Origin of the sequence: Streptomyces sp. NBC_00094, assembly GCF_026343125.1 — a bacterium.
In the GTDB taxonomy this organism is placed as follows: Bacteria; Actinomycetota; Actinomycetes; order Streptomycetales; family Streptomycetaceae; genus Streptomyces.
This window is the reverse complement of record NZ_JAPEMB010000001.1, coordinates 910,470-930,619: the sequence shown is the minus strand read 5'-3', so window position 1 is coordinate 930,619 and position 20,150 is coordinate 910,470. Positions and strand designations below refer to the sequence as shown.

Here is a 20,150-nt window from a genome sequence, read left to right as displayed (position 1 = left end):
TTCTCCCGGCGAAGTTACGCAGCCGTAGGTTTTCGGCTTTGGGCAGATCGTGCCCCATGTGGGGCGCCGTGACCAGTCCAGGCGGCTCCGTACAGGGAGATTCTCGTCACCCCCGGTGGCCGTGGCGGGAATCGCTCGGTCCCGTGCGACGCTGCTAGGGGGTGGGAAGCGCGGGAAGCGCGGGAAGTGGCGCACAGGAGCCAAGGGCGAGAAGGGGAGCGGGATGACCGAGGTGCCGGGGCAGGAGGCGTCGGGGCGAGAGGTGTTGGGGCCGGAGACGCTCGGCGTCGCGTTGGGGGAGCGGGCTACGCTCGTCCAGTTCTCGACCGCCTTCTGCCAGCCCTGCCGTGCCACCCGGCGCACCCTCGCCGAAGTCGCCGCCATGGTGCCGGGCGTGGGGCACGTCGAGATCGACGCCGAGGAACGGCTCGACCTCGTACGGGAGCTGGGCATCGCGCGGACGCCCACCGTCCTGGTCCTCGACCGGACCGGCCGGATCGTCCGCCGGGCCGCGGGCCAGCCCCGCAGGGCGGACGTCATCGCGGCACTGGGGCGGGCGGTCTGACGCGGTGACACATCTCCCACATCGCGGTACGCACTTGACTGCAGCCGCCACCGATCGTCACCCTGACGGAGTGCCCCCAGAACTCCTTCTCTACGGCCGGGCCCACGTGGACCTGGCCCGCAACGCGAGCTCGCGCTGTCCGGGTGTCTGACCACCCCAGGACCCCTCTCATGACGCCCTCGCAGAAGGACAATTCCATGACGGTTACGCCCGAGCTCCGCACCGTCCCCACCGTCGGCGCGCCCCGGCAGGCCTCTCCCGATCTGCTCCGCTCCGTCTTCCGCCGGCACGCCGCCGGTGTCGCGGTGATCACCGCGCACGGCGAGCGCCCGGTCGGCTTCACCGCGACCTCGCTCAACTCCGTCGCCGCCGAACCCCCGCTGATCTCCTTCGGCGTGGGCACCACCTCCTCCAGCTGGCCCGTGCTGGCCGAGGCCGAGCACATCGGTGTCCACATATTGGGTGAGCACCAGCAGGATCTGGCCGCCACCTTCGCGCGCAGCGGCGCCGACCGCTTCGGCGAGGCGACCCGCTGGAGCGTGGGACCCGAGGGGGTCCCCGTACTCGACGGCGTCCTCGCCTGGCTGGTCTGCCGGGTGATCGCCCGGGTGCCCGCCGGTGACCACCGGATCGTGGTCGCGCAGGCCGTCGCGGGAGACCCGGACGGGGCGGGCCGGCCGCTCCTCTACCACCACGGGCGCTTCAACGCGCTGCGCGACTGACGGTTCCCGTCCGCGCCCCTCTCCGCGCGTTGTCAAGGTCACATGGCTGAGCGCTTGCTTACTGGTAACGGACTGGGTGTACTGACGAGTAATATTTCGGTCGGGGCGTCCGGCGCCCCGACCGGAAACCAGCCCTTCAGGCGCCTATGCTGCGAGCAACAAGGCAGCCAAGTTATGACGATGCAGTAGGAGAGCCGGCGTGAGCTTGAGGATCGTTGTCTGTGTGAAGTACGTGCCCGACGCGACCGGAGACCGCAAGTTCGCGGACGACCTGACGGTCGACCGCGACGACGTCGACGGCCTGCTGTCGGAGCTCGACGAGTACGCGGTCGAGCAGGCCCTGCAGATCGCCGAAGAGGCGGACGACGCGGAGGTCACCGTGCTGACGGTCGGCCCCGAGGACGCCAAGGACGCGCTCCGCAAGGCGCTCTCCATGGGCGCCGACAAGGCCGTCCACGTCGAGGACGACGACCTGCACGGCAGCGACGTCATGGCCACCTCGCTCGTGCTCGCCAAGGCGATCGAGAAGACCGGCTACGACGTCGTCATCGCCGGTATGGCCTCCACCGACGGCACGATGGGTGTCCTGCCGGCGATCCTCGCCGAGCGCCTGGGCGTCCCGCAGGTCACGCTGCTCTCCGAGGTCAAGATCGAGGACGGCAAGGTGACCGGCCGTCGCGACGGCGACACCGCCTCCGAGCAGCTGGAGGCCTCGCTTCCGGCCGTCGTGTCCGTGACGGACCAGTCGGGCGAGGCGCGCTACCCGTCCTTCAAGGGCATCATGGCCGCCAAGAAGAAGCCGGTGGAGTCCCTGGAGCTGGACGACCTCGACATCGACGCCGACGAGGTCGGCCTCGAGGGCTCCTGGACCGCGGTGGACTCGGCCGCCGAGCGTCCGGCGCGCACCGCGGGCACGATCGTCAAGGACGAGGGCGAGGGCGGCAAGCAGCTCGCCGAGTACCTCGCGAGCCAGAAGTTCATCTAAGGCTCGCGCGAGCCGTTTCAGTCCGCCCTCTTTTCGTTCGCAGGAGATTGAAGTCCCATGGCTGAGATTCTCGTCTACGTCGACCACGTCGACGGTGCCGTCCGCAAGCCCACCCTGGAGCTGCTGACCCTGGCCCGCCGCCTCGGCGACCCGGTCGCCGTCGCGCTGGGCAACGGCGCCGCCGACACCGCCGCCGCGCTCGCCGAGCACGGTGCCGTGAAGGTCCTCACCGCCGACGCCCCCGAGTTCGCCGAGTACCTCGTCGTCCCGAAGGTCGACGCGCTCCAGGCCGCGTACGACGCGGTCTCGCCGGCCGCCGTGCTCGTCCCGTCCTCCGCCGAGGGCAAGGAGATCGCCGCCCGCCTCGCGGTCCGCATCGGCTCCGGTGTCATCACCGACGCCGTGGACCTGGAGGCCGGTGACGAGGGCCCGGTCGCGACGCAGGCCGCGTTCGCCGCCTCGTTCACCACCAAGTCCCGTGTCTCCAAGGGCACCCCGGTCATCACGGTCAAGCCGAACTCGGCCCCGGTCGAGGCCGCCCCGGCCGCCGGCGCCGTCGAGGCCCTCGCGGTCTCCTTCGGCCCGCTGGCCACCGGCACCAAGGTGACCGCGCGCACCCCGCGCGAGTCGACCGGTCGCCCGGAGCTGACCGAGGCCGCGATCGTGGTCTCCGGTGGCCGTGGCGTCAACGGTGCCGAGAACTTCGCGATCATCGAGGCGCTCGCCGACTCGCTCGGTGCCGCCGTGGGCGCCTCGCGCGCCGCGGTCGACGCCGGCTGGTACCCGCACTCCAACCAGGTGGGCCAGACCGGCAAGTCGGTCTCGCCGCAGCTGTACATCGCGTCCGGCATCTCCGGCGCGATCCAGCACCGCGCGGGCATGCAGACCTCGAAGACCATCGTCGCCATCAACAAGGACGCCGAGGCCCCGATCTTCGACCTCGTCGACTACGGCGTGGTGGGCGACCTCTTCGACGTCGTCCCGCAGCTGACCGCCGAGGTTCAGGCCCGTAAGGGCTGACCTGCGGTTCTGTACGGTCCGGGGGCCGCGTGGCGATTCGTCGCCGCGCGGCCCCCGGTCGTTTCGGACACCCATTGACGTGGGTCCCGACCGACTATTAACTTCGCTATACGGATTGTTGATTCCGTGCAGCGGAAAACAGGAGGGTATGGGATGGGTCAGCAGGAGAAGGTGTCGACGAGCCTCGCGGGCGCGGTCAGCGAGGGCATCAGCGCCTCCCTGGCGCCGGTGGACGCAGAGCTCGACCGCCGCTACCCGGGAGACCCCGGCACCCGCCAGCCCGTCCACACGGTCTACGTACCCGGCAACGTCTTCGACGCCGGCACCATCCGCTCCTGGGGCGACCAGGCCCTCGCCGCGCTCGACGAGCACGCCCCCGACGCGGCCTCCTTCGCCGCCGTCCTCGGCCTCGGCGACGACCTTGCCGAGGACGTCTACGGCCGCGTCCGCGCCAAGCTGGAGCGCGAGCCGATCGAGGACCTGCGGGTCGACTTCGAGGACGGCTACGCGGGCGCGGACGAGGACCAGGACGCGGCCCGCGCCGCGCGGCTGATCTCGGAGGCGTACGCGAAGGGCACCGCCGCCCCGTACATGGGCATCCGGATGAAGTGCATGGAGTCCGCCGTACGCGACCGGGGCATCCGCACCACCGACGTCTTCCTCACGGGCCTCCTGGAGAACGGCGGCCTTCCCGAGGGCCTCGTCCTCACCCTCCCCAAGGTGACCTACCCGGAGCAGGTGACCGCCTTCGTCCGTCTCCTGGAGGCCTTCGAGAAGGCCCACGGCCTGGACGCCGGCCGCCTCGGCTTCGAGATCCAGATCGAGACCAGCCAGTCCATCCTGGCCACCGACGGCACCGCCGCCGTCGCCCGCATGATCGGCGCCGCCGAGGGCCGCGCCACCGGCCTGCACTACGGCACCTTCGACTACAGCGCCTGCCTCGGCGTCTCCGCCGCCTACCAGGCCAGCGACCACCCCGCCGCCGACCACGCCAAGGCGATCATGCAGGTCGCCGCCGCCGGCACGGGCGTACGGGTCTCCGACGGCTCCACCAACGTCCTCCCGGTCGGCTCCACCGAGCACGTCCACGAGGCCTGGCGCCTGCACTACGGGCTCACCCGCCGCGCCCTCGCCCGCGCCTACTACCAGGGCTGGGACATGCACCCCGGCCACATCCCCACCCGCTACGCCGCCGTCTTCGCCTTCTACCGCGAGGGCTTCGAGGCCGCCGCCAAGCGCCTCTCGGCCTACGCCAACCACGCGGGCGGCGACGTCATGGACGAGCCCGCCACCGCCAAGGCCCTCTCCTCCTACCTGCTGCGCGGCATCGACTGCGGCGCTCTCGACACCGCCGAGGTCGACGCGCTCACCGGCATGACCCGCGCCGCCCTCGACCGTTTCGCGGCCCCGCGCCGGGGCGACCTCACGGCCTCCGCCGAGTAACCGTCCCGCACCGTCCCGCACCGTCCCGCACCGTCCCGTCCTGATGGACGGAACGGCATGATCCAGTCAACTGCCCCGTACCCTGTGCGAGTTCGCGCGCGAAGCGTGCATGTGCTCGACAGGGGAACGGGGCAGTGGTGTCAGCGGGGGAGAACGGGTGGCTCGCGGGCCGCTACAGAATCGTGCGCCAACTCGGGCGCGGTGGCATGGGAGTGGTCTGGAAGGCCGTCGACGAGGTCCTGGGCCGTGAGGTGGCCGTCAAGGAGCTCCGTACGTACTCGGACGCCGCCGCACCCGAACTGGCCGATCTGCGCCTGCGGATGACGCGCGAGGCGCGGGCCGCCGCCCGGGTCCGCCACCCCGGAGTCGTGGCCGTCCACGACGTCACCGAGCACGAGGGCCGGCCCGTCATCGTCATGGAGCTCGTCGACGGGCCCTCCCTCGACGACGTCCTCAGGGAGCGGGGCACCCTGGACCCGGCCGAGGCCGCCCGGATCGGAGCCCGGGTCCTGGAGGCGCTGGCTGCCGCGCACGATGTGGGCGTGCTCCACCGGGACGTGAAGCCCGGCAACATCCTGCTCGACTTTTCCCAAGCTCTCGACTCCGCTCGAGCAGGGGAGACCCCATGGGGCCGGATCGTCCTCACCGACTTCGGCATCGCCACGATGGAGGACCCCGGCGACGGCTCCGCGACGCACCTCACGCGCAGCGGCGAGATCGTCGGCTCCCTCGACTTCCTCGCCCCCGAGCGGGCGCGCGGACAGGACCCGGGCCCCGCCTCGGACGTGTGGGCGGTGGGCGCGACCCTGTACGCGGCGGTCGAGGGCGCCTCGCCCTTCCGCCGTACGTCGACCTGGTCGACCCTCGCGGCCATCGTCACCGAACCTCTTCCGGAGCCCCGCCGCGCGGGGCCGCTCGCCCCGGTCCTGCTGCGCCTCCTCGACAAGGACCCCGCCTCCCGGCCGGGCGCCCGCGAGGCGGCACTCCTCCTGGAGGCGGTGGCGGAGACCTCGACGACGGCGGCTGCCGTGGAGACGGCCGTTCCCGCGGTGACGGTTCCGGAGGTGGGCGCACGGGACGAGGGGGTAGGGGGCGAGGGCGCACGGGACGAGGGCGTACGGGACGAGAGGCCGCTCGACGCGCCGGTCGAGGGCTTCGGTCCGCCGGTGGCGGTGGTGATGCCTGCGGGGCCTGAGGCACCTGCGGGGCTCGTGGCACCTGTGGCCTCTGCGGCGGCTGTGGCGCCAGGTGGCCGTCGGGCCCGGGCCGGGCGCCGTGCCGGGGCCGGGACCGGGGCGGCAGGGCGGCGGAACGCGCTCGTCGCCGCGTCCGTGGCCGCCGTCCTGCTGGCCGGGGGAGGCATCACGTACACCCTCATGGACCACGGCACCACGCGGCAGGCGTCCGGCGGGAACCCGGGGGACGGGGGCTCCGGCGGCGCTCCGGACGGGGACACCGGCCGCCTGCTGGACCCCGGCAGCGCCGGCGCGTCGCCCTCCGGCGCATCCGGCGGCTCCGCCTCGCCGTCCGGTACGGGTCCCGACGGGTCGACCGCCTCCGGCCAGGAGCCCGGCGGACCCGGCGAGCGCGGCTCCTCCACGGACGGCGCCGGGGGCGACGGATCGGAAACCGTGGCGGGATCCAGCGCGGGCTCCGATACGGGCTCCGGTGCGGGTTCCGCTACGGGATCGGGCACGGGCTCCGGTACGGGGTCGGGCACCGGCTCCGGGGGCACCGCGACAGGGGCGGACAGCGGCACCGCCGGCGACGACACGGGCCCGGCCTCGGGAGGCGGCTCCGTCGGCGGCGGAGCGACGGCCCCGGGCACCCCGGACGGCGGCACTGCGCCCACGGGCGACTCCTCCGGGGACGGGGACGGGGCCGGCGGGAGCTCGGCCGCGCCCACCACCCAGGCCCCGCAGCCGCCCGCAGGCTGCGAGCCCGTCGGTTCCTCCGCCACCTGCCAGGTCGTCAGGAGTGCCACGACGACCCGCTACGACGGCGGCGAGATGGGCACGATCGGCGCAGGACCGCACGTCTTCCACTGCCAGGTCGACCTCGACCACAGCGAGTCGTACGGCGGAGTGAGCAGCCGGTGGTTCGCCAGGGCCGACGACGACAGCGGCAACACCAACGTCTACTTCAGCGTGCTGAACCTCGCGGGCGGCGCCTCCGGAGGCCCCGTGGAGGGCCTCAGGATCTGCTGAGGGGCGTCCCGCCCGACTCCTCAGGCGGGCGGCGCGGCGATCTCGCCCGACCCACGGGCGAGCAGCCTCGTGCCGAGCACCACCCGCTCGGGCGCCGCGTCGATCCCGTCGAGGCGCCGGAACAGCCGCTCCGCCGCCGTCCGTCCCAGCGCGGCGGCGTCCTGGGCGATGACCGTGATGCCGAGCAGATCGGCCAGTTCGATGTCGTCGAAGCCGACGAGCGCGACCGGCGACGACTGCTCCGCGAGGGTCCGTACGGCGGTCACGGTGATCCGGTTGTTGCCCGTGAACAGCGCCGTCACCGGCTCCGGTCCGGTCAGCATCTCCCGTACCGCGGAGCTCACCCGCTCCGGGGCCGTCGACCCGAGTGAGACCCACGCGTCCCGGACGGGCAGCCCCGCGTCCTCCATCGCCGCGTGGTAGCCGCGCAGCCGCTCGGAGCCGGTGTGGATGTGCGGACGGTCGCCGACGAAGCCGATCCGGCGGTGGCCGTGCGCGATCAGATGGGCCACGCCGTCGCGTGCCCCGCCGAAGCTGTCGGAGAGGACGGCGTCGGCGTCGATCCGCCCCGCCGGCCGGTCGACGAAGACCGTGGCGACGCCCGCCCTGATCTCCGGCTCCAGGTACCGGTGGTCGTCGCCGGTGGGGATCACGATGAGGCCGTCGACCCGGCGCGCGCACAGCGCGAGCGCCAACTCCTGCTCCCGGCTCGGGTCCTCGGCGCTGGAGCCGTTGATGAGGAGTGCGCCGTGTGCCCGCGCGACCTCCTCGACCGCGCGGCTGAGCGGTCCGTAGAAGGGGTCCGCGAGATCCTCCAGGACCAGGCCGACGGTGGCGGTCCTGCCCTTGCGCAGGACGCGCGCACTGTCGTTGCGGCGGAAACCGAGGGCCTCGATGGCCTCCTGGACGCGGCGCTCGGTGTCCGGGGTGACCCCCGGCTCGCCGTTGACGACCCGTGACACGGTCTTGAGGCCGACACCGGCGCGGGCGGCGACGTCCTTCATCGTGGGCCGGTTGCCGTAGCGGGGATCGGTGCGGCGGGCGATGTCGGCCACGGTGTGCGGTTCCTCCGTCGTGTGAGCGGTCCGGTCGATCAGTAAGCGAGTCGGTGAGTCGGTGAGTCGGCTAGTCCGGCACGAAGGCAGTCATTCAGCCGGCCGGCCGGCCGGTCAGGCGATCGGTCGGTTGATCGCCCGGACCGTCCCGTACAAGGGTCTCCGTCCGAGCATAGGCCCTGGACAACGTTGTCACGCAGCGGGAGACCGGGCAGACTGTACGGAACGCCCTCGGCCACTCCCGGCTGCCGACTGGAGGCCCCATCCCCATGCGCACCGACCCCGCCACCGGCCTCGTCCCCGGTCTCGTGGTCGCACTCGACATCGGCGGCACGAAGATCGCCGGGGCGCTGGTCGACGGCGAGGGGCGGCTCCGGGCGCGTGCCCGACGGCCGACGCCCGCGCGGGAGGACGGCGAGACGGTCATGCGGGCCGTCGAAGCAGTGCTCGGAGAGCTCGCCGCCTCGCCGCTCTGGGCGGGGGCCGGGGCGGTCGGCATCGGCAGCGCCGGCCCGGTCGACGCGGCGCGGGGGACCGTGAGCCCGGTGAACGTGCCGGGCTGGCGCGACTTCCCGCTCGTCGAGCGGGTCCGCCACGTGACCGGCGGGCGCCCGGTCACCCTGGTCGGTGACGGAGTCGCCATGGCCGCCGCCGAACACTGGCTCGGCGCGGCGCGCGGCCACGACAACGCGCTGTGCCTCGTGGTCTCCACGGGCGTCGGCGGCGGTCTCGTCCTCGACGGCCGGCTTCATCCCGGTCCCACCGGCAACGCCGGTCACCTCGGGCACATCTCTGTCGATCTGGACGGAGACCTCTGCCCCTGCGGCGGACGCGGCTGCGTCGAGCGCCTCGCCAGCGGCCCGTCCATCGCCCGCCGCGCCCTGGAGAACGGCTGGCGGCCGGGGCGGGACGGCGACGTCTCCGCGGCGGCGGTGGCCGTCGCCGCACACGCGGGGGACCCCGTCGCGGTCGCGTCCTTCGAGCGGGCCGCGCAGGCGCTCGCGGCGGGCATCGCCGCCACCGCGACCCTCGTCGAGGTCGACGTCGCGGTCGTCGGCGGCGGGGTGGCGGGAGCGGGCGAGGTCCTCTTCGGCCCGCTCAGGCGCAGCCTCGGGACCTACGCGACGCTCTCCTTCGTACGGGACCTGACGGTCGTCCCGGCGGAAACGGGCACCGACGCGGGCCTGTTGGGCGCCGCGGCGGCGGCCGGGTGCGCGGGGAGCGGGGGAGCCCGGCCCCGCCGCGCCTGCTGATCCCCGACGGCCCGCCCCGGCCGAAGCGGCACACACACGCACGCACGCTCCGACGGGCCCGCTCGCCCGGTCCAACCGGCGTTCACCCCCGTCCAACCGGCGTTCACCCCCGTCCAACCGGTGTTCGCCCCGGTCCCGTCGGCGCCGGCTCCGGCCGAACCGGCGCGCCCGTCCCCGGACATGTGTTCGTGGTTTTCGTGGCAGGGTGTTGCGGGCAAGCCACTGGGGGCTACCGAAAAGGGGGAATCGTGATCGTCTGGATCAACGGTGCGTTCGGCGCGGGAAAGTCCAGTACCGCGCGCGAGCTGGTCGATCTGATCCCGCGCAGCACTCTGTACGACCCCGAGCTGATCGGCGGGGCCATGACCCGGCTGCTGCCGGCGAAGCGGCTCGCCGAGGTCGAGGACTACCAGGACCTGGCGATCTGGCGGCGCATGGTGGTCGACACCGCCGCCGCCCTGCTCGCCGAGGTCGGCGGAGTGCTCGTCGTCCCCATGACCCTGCTCCGGCAGGAGTACCGGGACGAGATCTTCGGCGCGCTCGCCGCCCGCCGCATCGATGTGCGCCATGTCCTGCTCGCACCGGAGGAAACGATCCTGCGTCAGCGGATCGACGGCCGGGCCGAGTACGGCGAACCCGAGGCCGACGCCCGCGTACGCCAGTGGTGCCACGGCCACATCCCGCCGTACCGCGCCGCGCTCGACTGGCTCGCCGGGGACGCGTACGTCCTCGACACCTCGCGGCTCACCGTGGCCGAGGCCGCCCGGGCCGTCGCCGACGCGGTCCGGGCCGACCGGGCCGCCCCCTCCGGGATCGTCCAGACGCCCGAGCCGACCGGCGAGACCCTCGCCGCCGGCGTCCTGCTCTTCGACGAGGAGGACCGCTTCCTGCTGGTCGACCCCACGTACAAGCCCGGTTGGGAGTTCCCCGGCGGCGTCGTCGAACCGGGCGAACCCCCGGCCCGCGCCGGGATGCGGGAGGTGGCCGAGGAGATCGGGCTCGAACTCGACGCCGTACCCCGCCTGTTGCTCGTCGACTGGGAACGGCCCCAGCCACCGGGATACGGCGGCCTCCGGCTCCTCTTCGACGGCGGCAGGCTCGGCGCCGCCGAGACCGCGCGCCTCCGCCTCCCCGGCTCCGAACTCCGCGGCTGGCGCTTCGTCACCGAGGAGGAGGCCGCCGGCCTCCTGCCTCCCGTCCGCTACGACCGACTCCACTGGGCCCTGCGCGCCCGCGAACGCGGCACCGTGCTCAACCTGGAGGCCGGGGTCCCGGTGGGGTGAGCGCGGAGTGGCGGGACGGGCCCGCCGCGCCGCCGTGCCCGTCAACCGCCCGCGCCACCCCGGATGTTGGCGACCATTCGGCGCAGGACCTTCAGCGCGGCCACGTACTCCTCGTCGTCGATGCCCTCGTGGACCTCGGCGCGGAGCTCGGTCACCAGCTGACGGATCCGTACGCGGGCGGCCTCGCCCGTCTCGGTGAGGCGCAGGCGCCCGGCGTCGTCGTCCATCCGGAGCCAGCCGCGGTGCAGCAGCTGGTCGACGGCGCGCCCGATCTCGTGCGGCCCGTCGGCGAGGTGGGTCAACTGGTCGACCACCTCCTCGCGGCTCGGCGCCGCGGGCCCGCCGTTCACGCGGTTGAGCACCCAGTACTGCGGCTGCGTGACGTCGTCCCTCGCCATGGCGTCGCGCAGATGCCGTGTGACGGCCGTGTGGGCGAGGCCGCTCCAGTAGCCGATCGGCTGCGTGGCGAGGGCGTCGTCGGCGGCGGCCGGATCGGCCGGCGCCTGGTCGGTGGTGGTGCGGGGCGAAGGTGCCACGATCACACCGTTCCCTTCTGGTCGGCCGCGGCCGCGAGCCGGTCCGCCGTGTCCGTGGTCACCGGGGCGCCGTGACCGCAACAGAGCACCGTGGGGGCCAGTTTCGCGAGGCGGCGCATCGATTCCATGGCGAGGGGCCGGTCGACATGGAAGACGCCGAAGGTCACGCCCTGCACCGACGCCACCGTGTCACCGGTGAACAGCACGCCGTGGCGGGGGAGATGAACCGCGAGGGAGCCGGGTGTGTGGCCCGGCGTGTGGACCGCCACCGCGCCGTCGCCGAAGCCGAGCTCCTCGCCGTCCTCCACCTCCCGGTCCACCCGGGTCGGCGGCGCCACCGGCACGGTCAGACCGTGCTCGTACAGCGGGAGTTCCCACTCCAGGAGGTCCGGCTCGGGGACCGGGTCCTCGCCCCTGATCACGGGGGCGTCCAGGCGGTGGGCGAGGATCTCGGCGCCGTGGCGGTCCGCCAACTCCTGCGCCGCGCCGACGTGGTCCCGGTGGCAGTGGGTCAGGACGATCCGGCGCAGCAGGTCCGGATCCAGGCCCGCCGCCCGTATCGCCGCCGTCGTCGCGTCGGCAGAGCCCGCCCAGCCGGCGTCGATGAGCGTCAGCTCTTCCTCGTCCCGCCAGAGATAGGCCTGGCCGATGGAGAAGTCGAGGAGATGCAGCCGTGGGGTGATCGTGAGGAGTTCCATACGGCGAACCTACGCAGCCCCGAAGGCCCGCGTGGGTCCGCCGCACGGCAATACGCTCTCGGCGAGCTTCGCCGAGCGCTGAATCAGACCCCGGTGTCAGACCGTCAGACCTGCTTCGAGCGGGCGTAGTTGACGAGGAAGTGCGCCTCGGCGACCGAGAGCCGCTCCAGCTCCTCCGGCGAGACCGACTCGTTGGGCGCGTGGATCTGCGCCTCCGGCTCGCTCAGACCGATCAGCAGGATCTCCGACTCCGGGTAGAGCGAGGCCAGCGTGTTGCACAGCGGGATCGAGCCGCCCATGCCCGCCGTCTGCATCTCCTGACCGGGGTACGCGATCCTCATCGCGTCCGCCATCGACGCGTACGCCGGGCTCGACGTGTCCGCCTGGAAGGCCTGGCCCTGGCCGACCTGCTCCAGGGACACCCGGGCGTTCCACGGCGTGTGCTTCTCGATGTGGGCGAAGAGCAGCTTCGTCGCCTCGACGGCGTCCTGACCGGGCGGCACCCGCAGGCTGATCTGCGCACGGGCCGACGCCGGGATCGACGGGGTCGCGCCGGCCACCGGGTGGCAGTCGATGCCGATGACGGTCACGGCCGGGCGCGCCCAGATCCGGTCCGCGACGGTGCCGGCACCCGGCAGGGCCACGCCCGAGAGGACCTTCGCGTCCTTGCGGAAGTCCTCCTCCGGGTACTGGAGGCCCTCCCACGCCTTGTCGCCCGGGAGGCCGTCGATGACGGTCGAGCCGTCGGGGCCGCGCAGCGAGTCGAGGACCCGGATCAGCGCGGCGAGCGCGTCCGGCGCGGCGCCGCCGAACTGACCGGAGTGCAGGTTGCCCTCCAGGGTGTCGATCTGCACCCGGATCATCGTCATACCGCGCAGGGTCGCGGTCACCGTCGGCAGACCCACGCGGAAGTTGCCCGCGTCGCCGATCACGATCGTGTCGGCGGCCAGCACCTCCGGGTGCTGCTCCGCGTACCGCTCCAGACCGCCGGTGCCCTGCTCCTCCGAACCCTCGACGATCATCTTGACCGTCACCGGGACGCCGCCGTTCGCCTTCAGGGCGCGCAGCGCGAGCAGGTGCAGGATGAAGCCGCCCTTGCAGTCGGCGGTGCCGCGCCCGTACCAGCGGCCGTTCCGCTCGGTCAGTTCGAACGGCGGGGTCAGCCAGGCGGACTCGTCCAGCTTCGGCTGCACGTCGTAGTGCGCGTAGAGGAGGACGGTCGGCGCGCCGGCCGGGCCGGGCAGGATGCCGTACACGGCCTGCGAACCGTCAGGCGTGTCGAGCAGCGCCACGTCCTGGAAGTCCTCGGCGCGCAGCGCGTCCGCGACCCAGTTCGCCGCCGCCTCGCACTCGCTGCGGGGCGCCACGGCCTCGTCCGCCACCGACTCGAAGGCCACGAGTTCGGTGAGCTCGGCCTTGGCGCGGGGCATCAGGGACCGGACGGTCTCGGCGATCGGATTCGCGGTCATGGGCACGCTCCTGGTGGGTGCGACGTTACGACGTAAGGACGGCGTTCTCCGTATGTCGTGGTACGGCGAACGCACCGCAGATCCTACGGCGCGGGGCCCCCGGCTACCGCGCCGTAGGATGCGTCGAGAGCAGACCACCGGTCGGATCAGGAGCAGAAGCACATCGTGAGCAGCGAGCACGTAGAGAACGCCGGTCCCGAGAACGCCGCCAACGCCGCCAACACCGCCGACGCCGCGAGCATCCCCGACGCCGCCGACATCCCCGATGCCGCCGACACCCCCGGCGCCCCTGTTCCCGAGGGCGCGGTGCCCGAGGACGTGGGCGCGGACGAGGCGGCGGAGGTCTGGGACGTGGTCGTGGTCGGCGCCGGCCCGGCCGGCGCGTCCGCGGCCTACGCGGCGGCGGTCGCCGGCCGCCGGGTCCTGCTCCTGGAGAAGTCGGAGCTGCCCCGGTACAAGACCTGCGGCGGCGGCATCATCGGCCCCTCCCGGGACTCCCTTCCGCCCGGCTTCGAACTGCCCCTCCAGGACCGGGTGCACGCCGTCACCTTCTCCCTGGACGGCCGTTTCGCCCGCACCCGCCGCTCGCGCCGGATGCTCTTCGGGCTCATCAACCGGCCGGAGTTCGACGCGCAGCTCGTCGAGCACGCCCAGAAGGCGGGCGCCCAGCTGCGGACCGGCGCCACGGTGAGCCGGGTCGAGCAGCACGGTCCGTCCGTGCCGGACCGGCGGACCGTCGCGGTCGTCCTCGCCGACGGCGAGACCGTCCTCGCGCGGGCGGTCGTCGGCGCCGACGGCAGTGCCAGCCGCATAGGGGCACATGTGGGGGTGAAGCTCGGCCAGGTCGACCTGGGCCTGGAGGCGGAGATCCCGGTGCCGCCGTCCGTGGCCGAGGACTGGAAGGGCCGCGTCCTCATCGACTGGGGCCCGATGCCCGGCAGTTACGGGTGGGTCTTCCCCAAGGGCGACACGCTGACCGTCGGCGTCATCTCGGCGCGCGGCGAGGGCGCCGCCACCAAGCGGTACATGGAGGACTTCGTCGCCCGGCTCGGTCTCGCCGGCTTCGAGCCCACGATCTCCTCCGGGCACCTGACGCGCTGCCGCAGCGACGACTCGCCGCTCTCCCGCGGCCGGGTCCTGGTCTGTGGTGACGCGGCCGGACTCCTGGAGCCGTGGACGCGCGAGGGCATCTCGTACGCGCTCCGCTCGGGGCGCCTCGCGGGGGAGTGGGCGGTCAGGGTCGCCGAGGCGAACGACGCGGTCGACGCCCGGCGCCAGGCACTGAACTACGCCTTCGCCATCAAGGCGGGCCTCGGCGTGGAGATGGCGGTCGGGCGCCGGATGCTCGCGCTCTTCGAGCGGCGCCCGGGGCTGCTGCACGCCACGATCACGGGCTTCCGCCCCGCCTGGAACGCCTTCGCCGACATCACGCGGGGCTCGGCCACGCTCGGTGGCATGGTCCGCTCGAACGGCATGGCCCGGCGGGCGCTGGAGATCCTGGACAAGCGGATGGACACCTCGGCGGGCGTCGGCCCGGCGGGTCGCGGCGTCACGGCGCGGGAGCGCGCGGGGTCCGGGGCCGAGGCCGACGGCCAGGAGCTCCCGGACACGGGAGAGGCGGCGGAGGCCACGGCTGCGAAGGGCACGGAAGGCACGGAAGGCCCGGACGGCACCCGGAGCGCCACGGCTGCGAAGGGCGCGGACGGAGCGGACGGGGCGGAGACCACCGGGGCCGCCGGGGCTGCCGAGGCCGCGGACCAGGTCTGACGGATCATCGCTTTCGGCGTCGTCGACGCGTACGGGCTTCGCTGCCCCGGCCGGTTCATGCGGCCGGGGTGGCGGGGCCCGTCGTCGTGATGCGGAAGACGGGGTGCTTCGGCGCGATGGCGCGGAGTTCCGCGTCGGAGGAGTCGGGGCCGACCCCGCCGAAGAAGACGCCGACCTCGGCCTTCCAGCGCTTGAGGTAGGCGCGGAGCAGTGCGGGCTTGTCGTCGTCGCTCAGCTCGACGGCGGTGAAGTCCTGGGCGTGCTTGCCGAGGTGCAGCCGACCGCCGCCGGCGGCACGCATGTTGTGGGTCCACTGGACGTGGCCGCGCGGGGCCACGAGGTACTGGGCGCCGTCCACCGTCAGGAGGTTGACGGGGGTGCGGCGCCATTCGCCGCTCTTGCGGCCTCGGACGGCGAGGACCCGGGAGCCCCAGACACTGATGCCCCGACGGGTCATCCATGCGACGGCGCGGTTGAGGACGTTCACGGTGAACCAGCCGGGCTTGATGACGTGCGCGGTGGGGCTGGTGGGGCCTGTGGGGGTGGCGGGAGTGGCGGGGCTGGTGAGCCCAGTGGGGTCGGTGGGCGTACCGGAGGCGGCGGGCTGAGCGGACATGGGGTCCTCCTGGGCAGCTGGGGCGGCAAAGTGTGAGCAGTGCTCTCGCTTGACTCCTCCAGTGTGCACGGAGCGGCGCTCTCAAGCAAGAGCACTGCTCTTGTTATGGTCCAGTGCTCCACAAGTGGCACACTGCTCTCCATGAGTACCGTCAGGGGAGCCCGAGCCCGCGCCCGTATCGAGATCACCGCCGCCATCAAGGCCGAGGCCCGCGCCCAGCTGGCCGCCGAGGGGGCCGCCAAGCTGTCCCTGCGCGCCGTCGCCCGCGAGCTGGGCATGGTGTCCTCGGCGCTCTACCGGTACTTCCCCAGCCGCGACGACCTGCTCACCGCCCTCATCGTCGACGCGTACGACTCCCTGGGCGCCGCCGCCGAGATCGCGGCCGCCGAGACCGCGGGACTGCGCCCCCTCGTCCGCTGGACCGCCGTCTGCCGGGCCGTCCGCGCCTGGGCCGTCGCCCACCCGCACGAGTACGCGCTCATCTACGGCTCACCCGTTCCCGGCTACACCGCACCCCAGGACACCAATGCCCCGGCCGCCCGTGCCGGTCTCGTGCTCGTCGGCATCGTCCGCGAGGCGCACGCGGGCGAGGGCGTCGCCCTGCCCCCGCTCCCGGACGCGCTCCGTCCCGAAGCCGTCCGTCTCGCCGCCGAGGTCGCCCCGGACCTCCCACCGGCCCTCGTCGTCGCTCTGGTGGCGGCCTGGTCGCACCTGTTCGGCGTGGTCTCCTTCGAGGTGTTCGGCCAGTTCAACCGCCTCGTCGAGGACCGCGACACCTTCTTCACGGCCGCCGCCCGCCGCCTCGGCCAGGACGTGGGCCTCCTCCCGCGCGGCTGACGAGCCCGCCGCGGCCCCGTACCCGGGCCCGTCCCCCGTAGGCCACGCCCGTCCCCGTACCCCGTCCCCGTGCGCCACCCACGTCCCCGTACCCCGTCCTCGTACGCCGTCCCCGTCCCCCGTCCCCGTACTCCGCACCCACACCCGCACGCCGCCCTCCTACTCCGGCGGGAGTACGGGTGACCACCCCGTCGGGGTGACGTCCCCGTCGGGCGGACGCGGATAGCGTGGCGGGTATGGACGAGAAACGGACCGCCGGGCGCGGTGGCGAGGGCATGGGCCGGGCGCGCCGGGGGTGGTGGGCCGAGGAGCCGGACGCGGGCGAACTGCCGTGGCGGTCCACGCTGGTGATCGCCGTGCTCGTCATGGCGGGGACCGGGTTCGCCGCGCGGAACCAGCCCGACCGGGAGACGCTCGACGCGCTCGGACGGGCACTGCTGCTGCTCGGGGCGGCGCCGCTGGTGTTCCGTCACCGTCGGCCCGTGCCGGTCGTGTTCGGCGTCGCGGCCGTCACCCTCGGCTACCTCGCGGCCGGGTACCCGTACGGACCGGTCTTCGTCCTCGTCGCCGTCGCCTGTTTCGCCGCCGTCGTGCACGGTCACAGGACCGCCGCCTGGTGGGCCCTCGGGCTGCTGTGGGCGGGTCATCTGGCGCTGTCGCACTGGCTCTACCGGTGGCTTCCCCCGACCGGTGACGGCCCCGCGCCCTGGGGGCAGGAGCTGCCCGCGGGCGCCTTCGCCGTGGCCGTACTCGCCGCCTCCGAGCTCGTACGGGTCCGGCGTGAGCAGGGGGCGCAGCAGCGGGCCGAGCGAGCCGCGGCCGAGCGGCGCCGCGCCGACGAGGAGCGGCTCCGTATCGCGCGTGAACTCCACGACGTGCTCGCCCACTCGATCTCCGTGATCAACGTGCAGGCGGGGGTCGGACTCGCCCTGCTCGACGCCGACCCCGAGCAGGCCCGCACCGCGCTGACCACCATCAAGGCGGCCAGCAAGGAGGCGCTCGGCGAGGTGCGGCAGGTCCTCGACACCCTCCGTACCCCCGGCGACGCGCCCCGCGCGCCGGCCCCCGGGCTGGCCCGCCTCCCCGAACTCGTCGAGCAGGCGGCGGCCGCGGGTCTCGCCGTCACGGTCACGACGAGCGGCCCGTACGGAGCGGAGCCGCCGGCCGCCGCCCTGCCGCCCGGCGCCGACCTCGCGGCCTTCCGGATCGTGCAGGAGGCGCTCACCAACGTGGTCCGCCACTCCGGCTCCCGTACCGCCCGGGTGGAGATCGCGCAGGGCCCCGACCGTCTCGACCTGCGCATCGACGACGACGGCCCGGCCACCGGCACCGAGGCGGGCGGCAGCGGCAACGGACTCGCCGGAATGCGGGAGCGGGCCGCGGCCCTGGGTGGCACGATCGAGGCGGGGGCCAGGCCGGACGGTGGCTTCCGCGTCCATGCCGTGCTCCCGCTCCGTACCGAGGAGATCTCGTGATCCGTGTGCTGCTCGCCGACGACCAGTCGCTGGTCCGGGCGGGGTTCCGGGCGCTGCTCGACGCCCAGCCGGACATCGAGGTGACGGGGGAGGCGGCGGACGGCGACGAGGCCGTGGAGCGGGTGCGGTCCCTGCGCCCGGACGTCGTCCTCATGGACATCCGGATGCCGCGGCTCGACGGCCTCGAAGCCACCCGGCGCATCACCGACGACCCCGAGCTCGCGGAGGTACGGGTCGTGATGCTGACGACCTTCGAACTCGACGAGTACGTCTTCGAGGCGATCCGCGCCGGCGCCTCCGGCTTCCTCGTCAAGGACACCGAACCGGAGGAGCTGCTGCGGGCGGTGCGGGCCGTCGTCCACGGGGACGCGCTGCTCTCCCCGGGGGTGACCCGCCGGCTGATCGAGGAGTTCGCGGCGCGCTCCAAGGCCCCGGGGGCGACGGCCGTGCTCGGGGCGCTGACGGAGCGGGAGCGGGAGGTGATGGCCCTGGTGGGCATCGGGCTCTCGAACGAGGAGATCGCCCGCCGACTGGTCGTCAGCCCGCTGACCGCCAAAACCCATGTGAGCCGTGCCATGGTGAAGCTGGGAGCCCGGGACCGCGCCCAACTCGTCGTACTCGCCTATGAGTCGGGCCTGGTGCGGCCCGGATGGCTGGGCTGACGGCGCCGCTCCGCGCCGTGGAGCCGTCGGCCCGGCCGATCGGGGCTCAGTCGCGGACCGCGACCTTCGCCGGGGAGTCGGCGGGTGCCGCGGAGCGCGCCACCACGACCGTTTCGGTGACGTTCCGCTGCTTCCGGAGGCCCGGCAGGGTGACCAGGAGTCCGGCCAGGGCGATGGCGGTGACCACGGCCAGACCCGGGCGGAAGCTGTCCAGTGCCGCCTGCGGGGAGGCCGACGCGTCCCCGTCCGCGGTGATGACGGCGGTGATCACGGCGAGGAAGATCGCACCGCCGACCTGGATCGAGGTGTTGAGCAGCCCCGAGACCATGCCCTGCTCGTCGTCGTCCACGCCGTTGGTGGCCTGGATGTTGAGCGAGGGGAAGACCAGTGCGCAGGCGGCGCCGAGCAGCAGCATCGAGGGCAGGATCACGGCCGCGTACTGCGGGGTCAGCGAGATCCGCAGGAAGAGCGCGTACGCGACGACGAGCAGTGTGAAGCCCACGGCGATCACCCGGGGCGTGCCGAAACGGTCGACGATCCCGCCGATCTTCGTGGAGGAGAGCGCCACGAGGACGCCGGCCGGGAGGAAGGCCAGCGCCGTCTGGAGCGCGGACCAGCCGAGCAGTGACTGCATGTACTGGGTCACGATGAACTGGAAGGCCACGTACGAGCCGAAGAACGCGGCCGCGCCGAGCTGGGCGCGGACCTGGGAGCCGGACCTGAGGACCCCCAGCCGTACGAGCGGACTGGCGCTGCGCCGCTCGATCAGGACGAAGGCGACGAGGAGGGCGGCGGACGCCAGGAACGAGAGCAGGGTGCGGGCGGAGGTCCAGCCGGCCTCGGGGGCCTGGACGACGGTGAAGACGAGCAGCAGCATCGCGGCCGTACCGGTGACGGCGCCCGGCAGGTCATAGCCGCCGGCGGCCTTCTCGCGGGGGCTGTGCGGGATGAGGCGCAGCGCGAACACGAGGGCGATCAGGGCGACGGGGGCGGGAAGCAGCATGGTCCAGCGCCAGCTCAGCTCGGTGAGCAGGCCGGACAGGACCAGGCCCATGGAGAAGCCGGTGGCGGCGCAGGTGGTGTAGATCGACAGGGCCCGGTTGCGCTGCGGACCCTCCTGGAAGGTCGTCGTGATGATCGACAGGCCGGCGGGGGCGGTGAAGGCGGCGCTGAGGCCCTTGATGAAGCGGCTGGCGATCAGGAGCGGGCCGGAGTCGACGAGCCCGCCGAGGAGCGAGGCGAGGGCGAAGACGGCGAGCGCGATCAGGAAGACGCGTCGGCGGCCGAGGAGGTCGGCCGCGCGGCCGCCGAGGAGCAGCAGGCCGCCGTAGCCGAGGATGTAGCCGCTCACGATCCACTGGAGGGTGGCGGTGGAGAGGTCGAGATCGGCGGCGATCGAGGGCAGGGCGACGCCGACCATGGAGACGTCGAGGGCGTCGAGGAACATCGCGGCGCAGAGGACGAGAAGGGTGCCCCAGAGCCGCGGACTCCAGCGTTCCTGCGCGGCGGCCGTGGGTGCGGCGGTGAGCGGAGAGGTCATGGGCAGCACGGTACATG

At 73.5% G+C, this 20,150-nt stretch carries 18 protein-coding genes; 12 read left to right on the top strand and 6 right to left on the bottom strand.

Annotated elements, in window-relative coordinates; genetic code table 11:
* Nucleotides 1–223: 223 nt before the first annotated feature.
* The 6 genes from OG580_RS03895 (at nucleotide 224) to OG580_RS03870 (ending at nucleotide 6,942) form a co-directional block, all read left to right on the top strand.
* Nucleotides 224–565 carry a thioredoxin family protein gene (locus OG580_RS03895; protein WP_267042223.1) on the top strand — a complete coding sequence of 114 codons (342 nt, stop codon included), beginning with the start codon at nucleotides 224–226 and terminating at the stop codon, nucleotides 563–565.
* 197 nt (nucleotides 566–762) lie between these two features.
* Nucleotides 763–1,287, top strand: coding sequence for a flavin reductase family protein (locus OG580_RS03890; RefSeq protein ID WP_267042222.1), 525 nt, complete (start codon nucleotides 763–765; stop codon nucleotides 1,285–1,287).
* A gap of 199 nt (nucleotides 1,288–1,486) precedes the next feature.
* A complete protein-coding gene (locus OG580_RS03885) occupies nucleotides 1,487–2,272 on the top strand; it encodes an electron transfer flavoprotein subunit beta/FixA family protein (RefSeq protein ID WP_267042221.1) in 786 nt (261 codons plus the stop codon).
* A gap of 57 nt (nucleotides 2,273–2,329) precedes the next feature.
* The gene (locus OG580_RS03880) at nucleotides 2,330–3,292 is read left to right on the top strand and encodes an electron transfer flavoprotein subunit alpha/FixB family protein (RefSeq protein WP_267042220.1); all 963 of its coding nucleotides are present in this window, start codon (nucleotides 2,330–2,332) and stop codon (nucleotides 3,290–3,292) included.
* 153 nt (nucleotides 3,293–3,445) lie between these two features.
* Nucleotides 3,446–4,735, top strand: coding sequence for an aldolase/citrate lyase family protein (locus tag OG580_RS03875; RefSeq protein WP_267042219.1), 1,290 nt, complete (start codon nucleotides 3,446–3,448; stop codon nucleotides 4,733–4,735).
* A gap of 134 nt (nucleotides 4,736–4,869) precedes the next feature.
* Nucleotides 4,870–6,942, top strand: a complete 2,073-nt coding sequence (locus tag OG580_RS03870; protein ID WP_323182550.1) for a serine/threonine-protein kinase — start codon at nucleotides 4,870–4,872, stop codon at nucleotides 6,940–6,942.
* Between the two features lie 20 nt (nucleotides 6,943–6,962).
* Here the strand turns inward: OG580_RS03870 and OG580_RS03865 are convergent, their stop codons facing one another.
* Nucleotides 6,963–7,946, bottom strand: coding sequence for a LacI family DNA-binding transcriptional regulator (locus OG580_RS03865; protein WP_267047884.1), 984 nt, complete (start codon nucleotides 7,944–7,946; stop codon nucleotides 6,963–6,965).
* A 320-nt stretch (nucleotides 7,947–8,266) separates the two neighbouring features.
* Here OG580_RS03865 and OG580_RS03860 point away from each other — a divergent pair, with 320 nt between their 5' ends.
* Both OG580_RS03860 and OG580_RS03855 read left to right on the top strand, forming a co-directional pair.
* Nucleotides 8,267–9,250, top strand: a complete 984-nt coding sequence (locus OG580_RS03860; RefSeq protein WP_267042218.1) for an ROK family protein — start codon at nucleotides 8,267–8,269, stop codon at nucleotides 9,248–9,250.
* A gap of 248 nt (nucleotides 9,251–9,498) precedes the next feature.
* Nucleotides 9,499–10,533, top strand: a complete 1,035-nt coding sequence (locus tag OG580_RS03855) for an NUDIX hydrolase (protein WP_267042217.1) — start codon at nucleotides 9,499–9,501, stop codon at nucleotides 10,531–10,533.
* A gap of 41 nt (nucleotides 10,534–10,574) precedes the next feature.
* Here OG580_RS03855 and OG580_RS03850 read toward each other — a convergent pair whose 3' ends face one another.
* The 3 genes from OG580_RS03850 to OG580_RS03840 form a co-directional block, all read right to left on the bottom strand.
* A complete protein-coding gene (locus OG580_RS03850) occupies nucleotides 10,575–11,069 on the bottom strand; it encodes a MarR family winged helix-turn-helix transcriptional regulator (RefSeq protein ID WP_267042216.1) in 495 nt (164 codons plus the stop codon).
* A 2-nt stretch (nucleotides 11,070–11,071) separates the two neighbouring features.
* The gene (locus tag OG580_RS03845) at nucleotides 11,072–11,767 is read right to left on the bottom strand and encodes an MBL fold metallo-hydrolase (protein ID WP_267042215.1); all 696 of its coding nucleotides are present in this window, start codon (nucleotides 11,765–11,767) and stop codon (nucleotides 11,072–11,074) included.
* A gap of 104 nt (nucleotides 11,768–11,871) precedes the next feature.
* Entirely contained in the window at nucleotides 11,872–13,236 is a 1,365-nt protein-coding gene (locus OG580_RS03840) for a dipeptidase (RefSeq protein WP_267042214.1), read from the bottom strand.
* 306 nt (nucleotides 13,237–13,542) lie between these two features.
* Between OG580_RS03840 and OG580_RS03835 the strand changes: the two genes are divergently transcribed.
* Entirely contained in the window at nucleotides 13,543–15,003 is a 1,461-nt protein-coding gene (locus tag OG580_RS03835) for a geranylgeranyl reductase family protein (protein WP_267047883.1), read from the top strand.
* Nucleotides 15,004–15,058: 55 nt separating this feature from the next.
* Here the strand turns inward: OG580_RS03835 and OG580_RS03830 are convergent, their stop codons facing one another.
* Nucleotides 15,059–15,619 (bottom strand): nitroreductase family deazaflavin-dependent oxidoreductase, encoded by a 561-nt coding sequence (locus tag OG580_RS03830; protein ID WP_267042213.1) that lies wholly within the window; start codon nucleotides 15,617–15,619, stop codon nucleotides 15,059–15,061.
* 141 nt (nucleotides 15,620–15,760) lie between these two features.
* Between OG580_RS03830 and OG580_RS03825 the strand changes: the two genes are divergently transcribed.
* The 3 genes from OG580_RS03825 (at nucleotide 15,761) to OG580_RS03815 (ending at nucleotide 18,593) form a co-directional block, all read left to right on the top strand.
* Nucleotides 15,761–16,456, top strand: coding sequence for a TetR/AcrR family transcriptional regulator (locus OG580_RS03825; RefSeq protein WP_267042212.1), 696 nt, complete (start codon nucleotides 15,761–15,763; stop codon nucleotides 16,454–16,456).
* Nucleotides 16,457–16,731: 275 nt separating this feature from the next.
* Nucleotides 16,732–17,931 carry a sensor histidine kinase gene (locus tag OG580_RS03820; protein WP_267047882.1) on the top strand — a complete coding sequence of 400 codons (1,200 nt, stop codon included), beginning with the start codon at nucleotides 16,732–16,734 and terminating at the stop codon, nucleotides 17,929–17,931.
* On the top strand, nucleotides 17,928–18,593 hold the full coding sequence (locus tag OG580_RS03815) for a response regulator transcription factor (protein WP_267042211.1): 666 nt from the start codon (nucleotides 17,928–17,930) through the stop codon (nucleotides 18,591–18,593). The genes OG580_RS03820 and OG580_RS03815 overlap by 4 nt, the downstream gene beginning before the upstream one ends.
* 46 nt (nucleotides 18,594–18,639) lie before the next feature.
* Here the strand turns inward: OG580_RS03815 and OG580_RS03810 are convergent, their stop codons facing one another.
* Entirely contained in the window at nucleotides 18,640–20,133 is a 1,494-nt protein-coding gene (locus OG580_RS03810) for an MFS transporter (RefSeq protein ID WP_267042210.1), read from the bottom strand.
* Nucleotides 20,134–20,150 lie beyond the last annotated feature (17 nt).

What these genes read in the sequence shown, in the direction of transcription:
- OG580_RS03880 (WP_267042220.1), top strand. Translation starts at nt 2,330, where the DNA reads ATGGCTGAGATTCTCGTCTACGTCGACCACGTCGACGGTGCCGTCCGC.
- OG580_RS03890 (WP_267042222.1), top strand. Translation starts at nt 763, where the DNA reads ATGACGGTTACGCCCGAGCTCCGCACCGTCCCCACCGTCGGCGCGCCC.
- OG580_RS03875 (WP_267042219.1), top strand. Translation starts at nt 3,446, where the DNA reads ATGGGTCAGCAGGAGAAGGTGTCGACGAGCCTCGCGGGCGCGGTCAGC.
- OG580_RS03840 (WP_267042214.1), bottom strand. Translation starts at nt 13,236, where the DNA reads ATGACCGCGAATCCGATCGCCGAGACCGTCCGGTCCCTGATGCCCCGC.
- OG580_RS03865 (WP_267047884.1), bottom strand. Translation starts at nt 7,946, where the DNA reads ATGAAGGACGTCGCCGCCCGCGCCGGTGTCGGCCTCAAGACCGTGTCA.
- OG580_RS03825 (WP_267042212.1), top strand. Translation starts at nt 15,761, where the DNA reads ATGAGTACCGTCAGGGGAGCCCGAGCCCGCGCCCGTATCGAGATCACC.
- OG580_RS03820 (WP_267047882.1), top strand. Translation starts at nt 16,732, where the DNA reads ATGGGCCGGGCGCGCCGGGGGTGGTGGGCCGAGGAGCCGGACGCGGGC.
- OG580_RS03845 (WP_267042215.1), bottom strand. Translation starts at nt 11,767, where the DNA reads ATGGAACTCCTCACGATCACCCCACGGCTGCATCTCCTCGACTTCTCC.
- OG580_RS03810 (WP_267042210.1), bottom strand. Translation starts at nt 20,133, where the DNA reads ATGACCTCTCCGCTCACCGCCGCACCCACGGCCGCCGCGCAGGAACGC.
- OG580_RS03860 (WP_267042218.1), top strand. Translation starts at nt 8,267, where the DNA reads ATGCGCACCGACCCCGCCACCGGCCTCGTCCCCGGTCTCGTGGTCGCA.
- OG580_RS03830 (WP_267042213.1), bottom strand. Translation starts at nt 15,619, where the DNA reads ATGTCCGCTCAGCCCGCCGCCTCCGGTACGCCCACCGACCCCACTGGG.
- OG580_RS03895 (WP_267042223.1), top strand. Translation starts at nt 224, where the DNA reads ATGACCGAGGTGCCGGGGCAGGAGGCGTCGGGGCGAGAGGTGTTGGGG.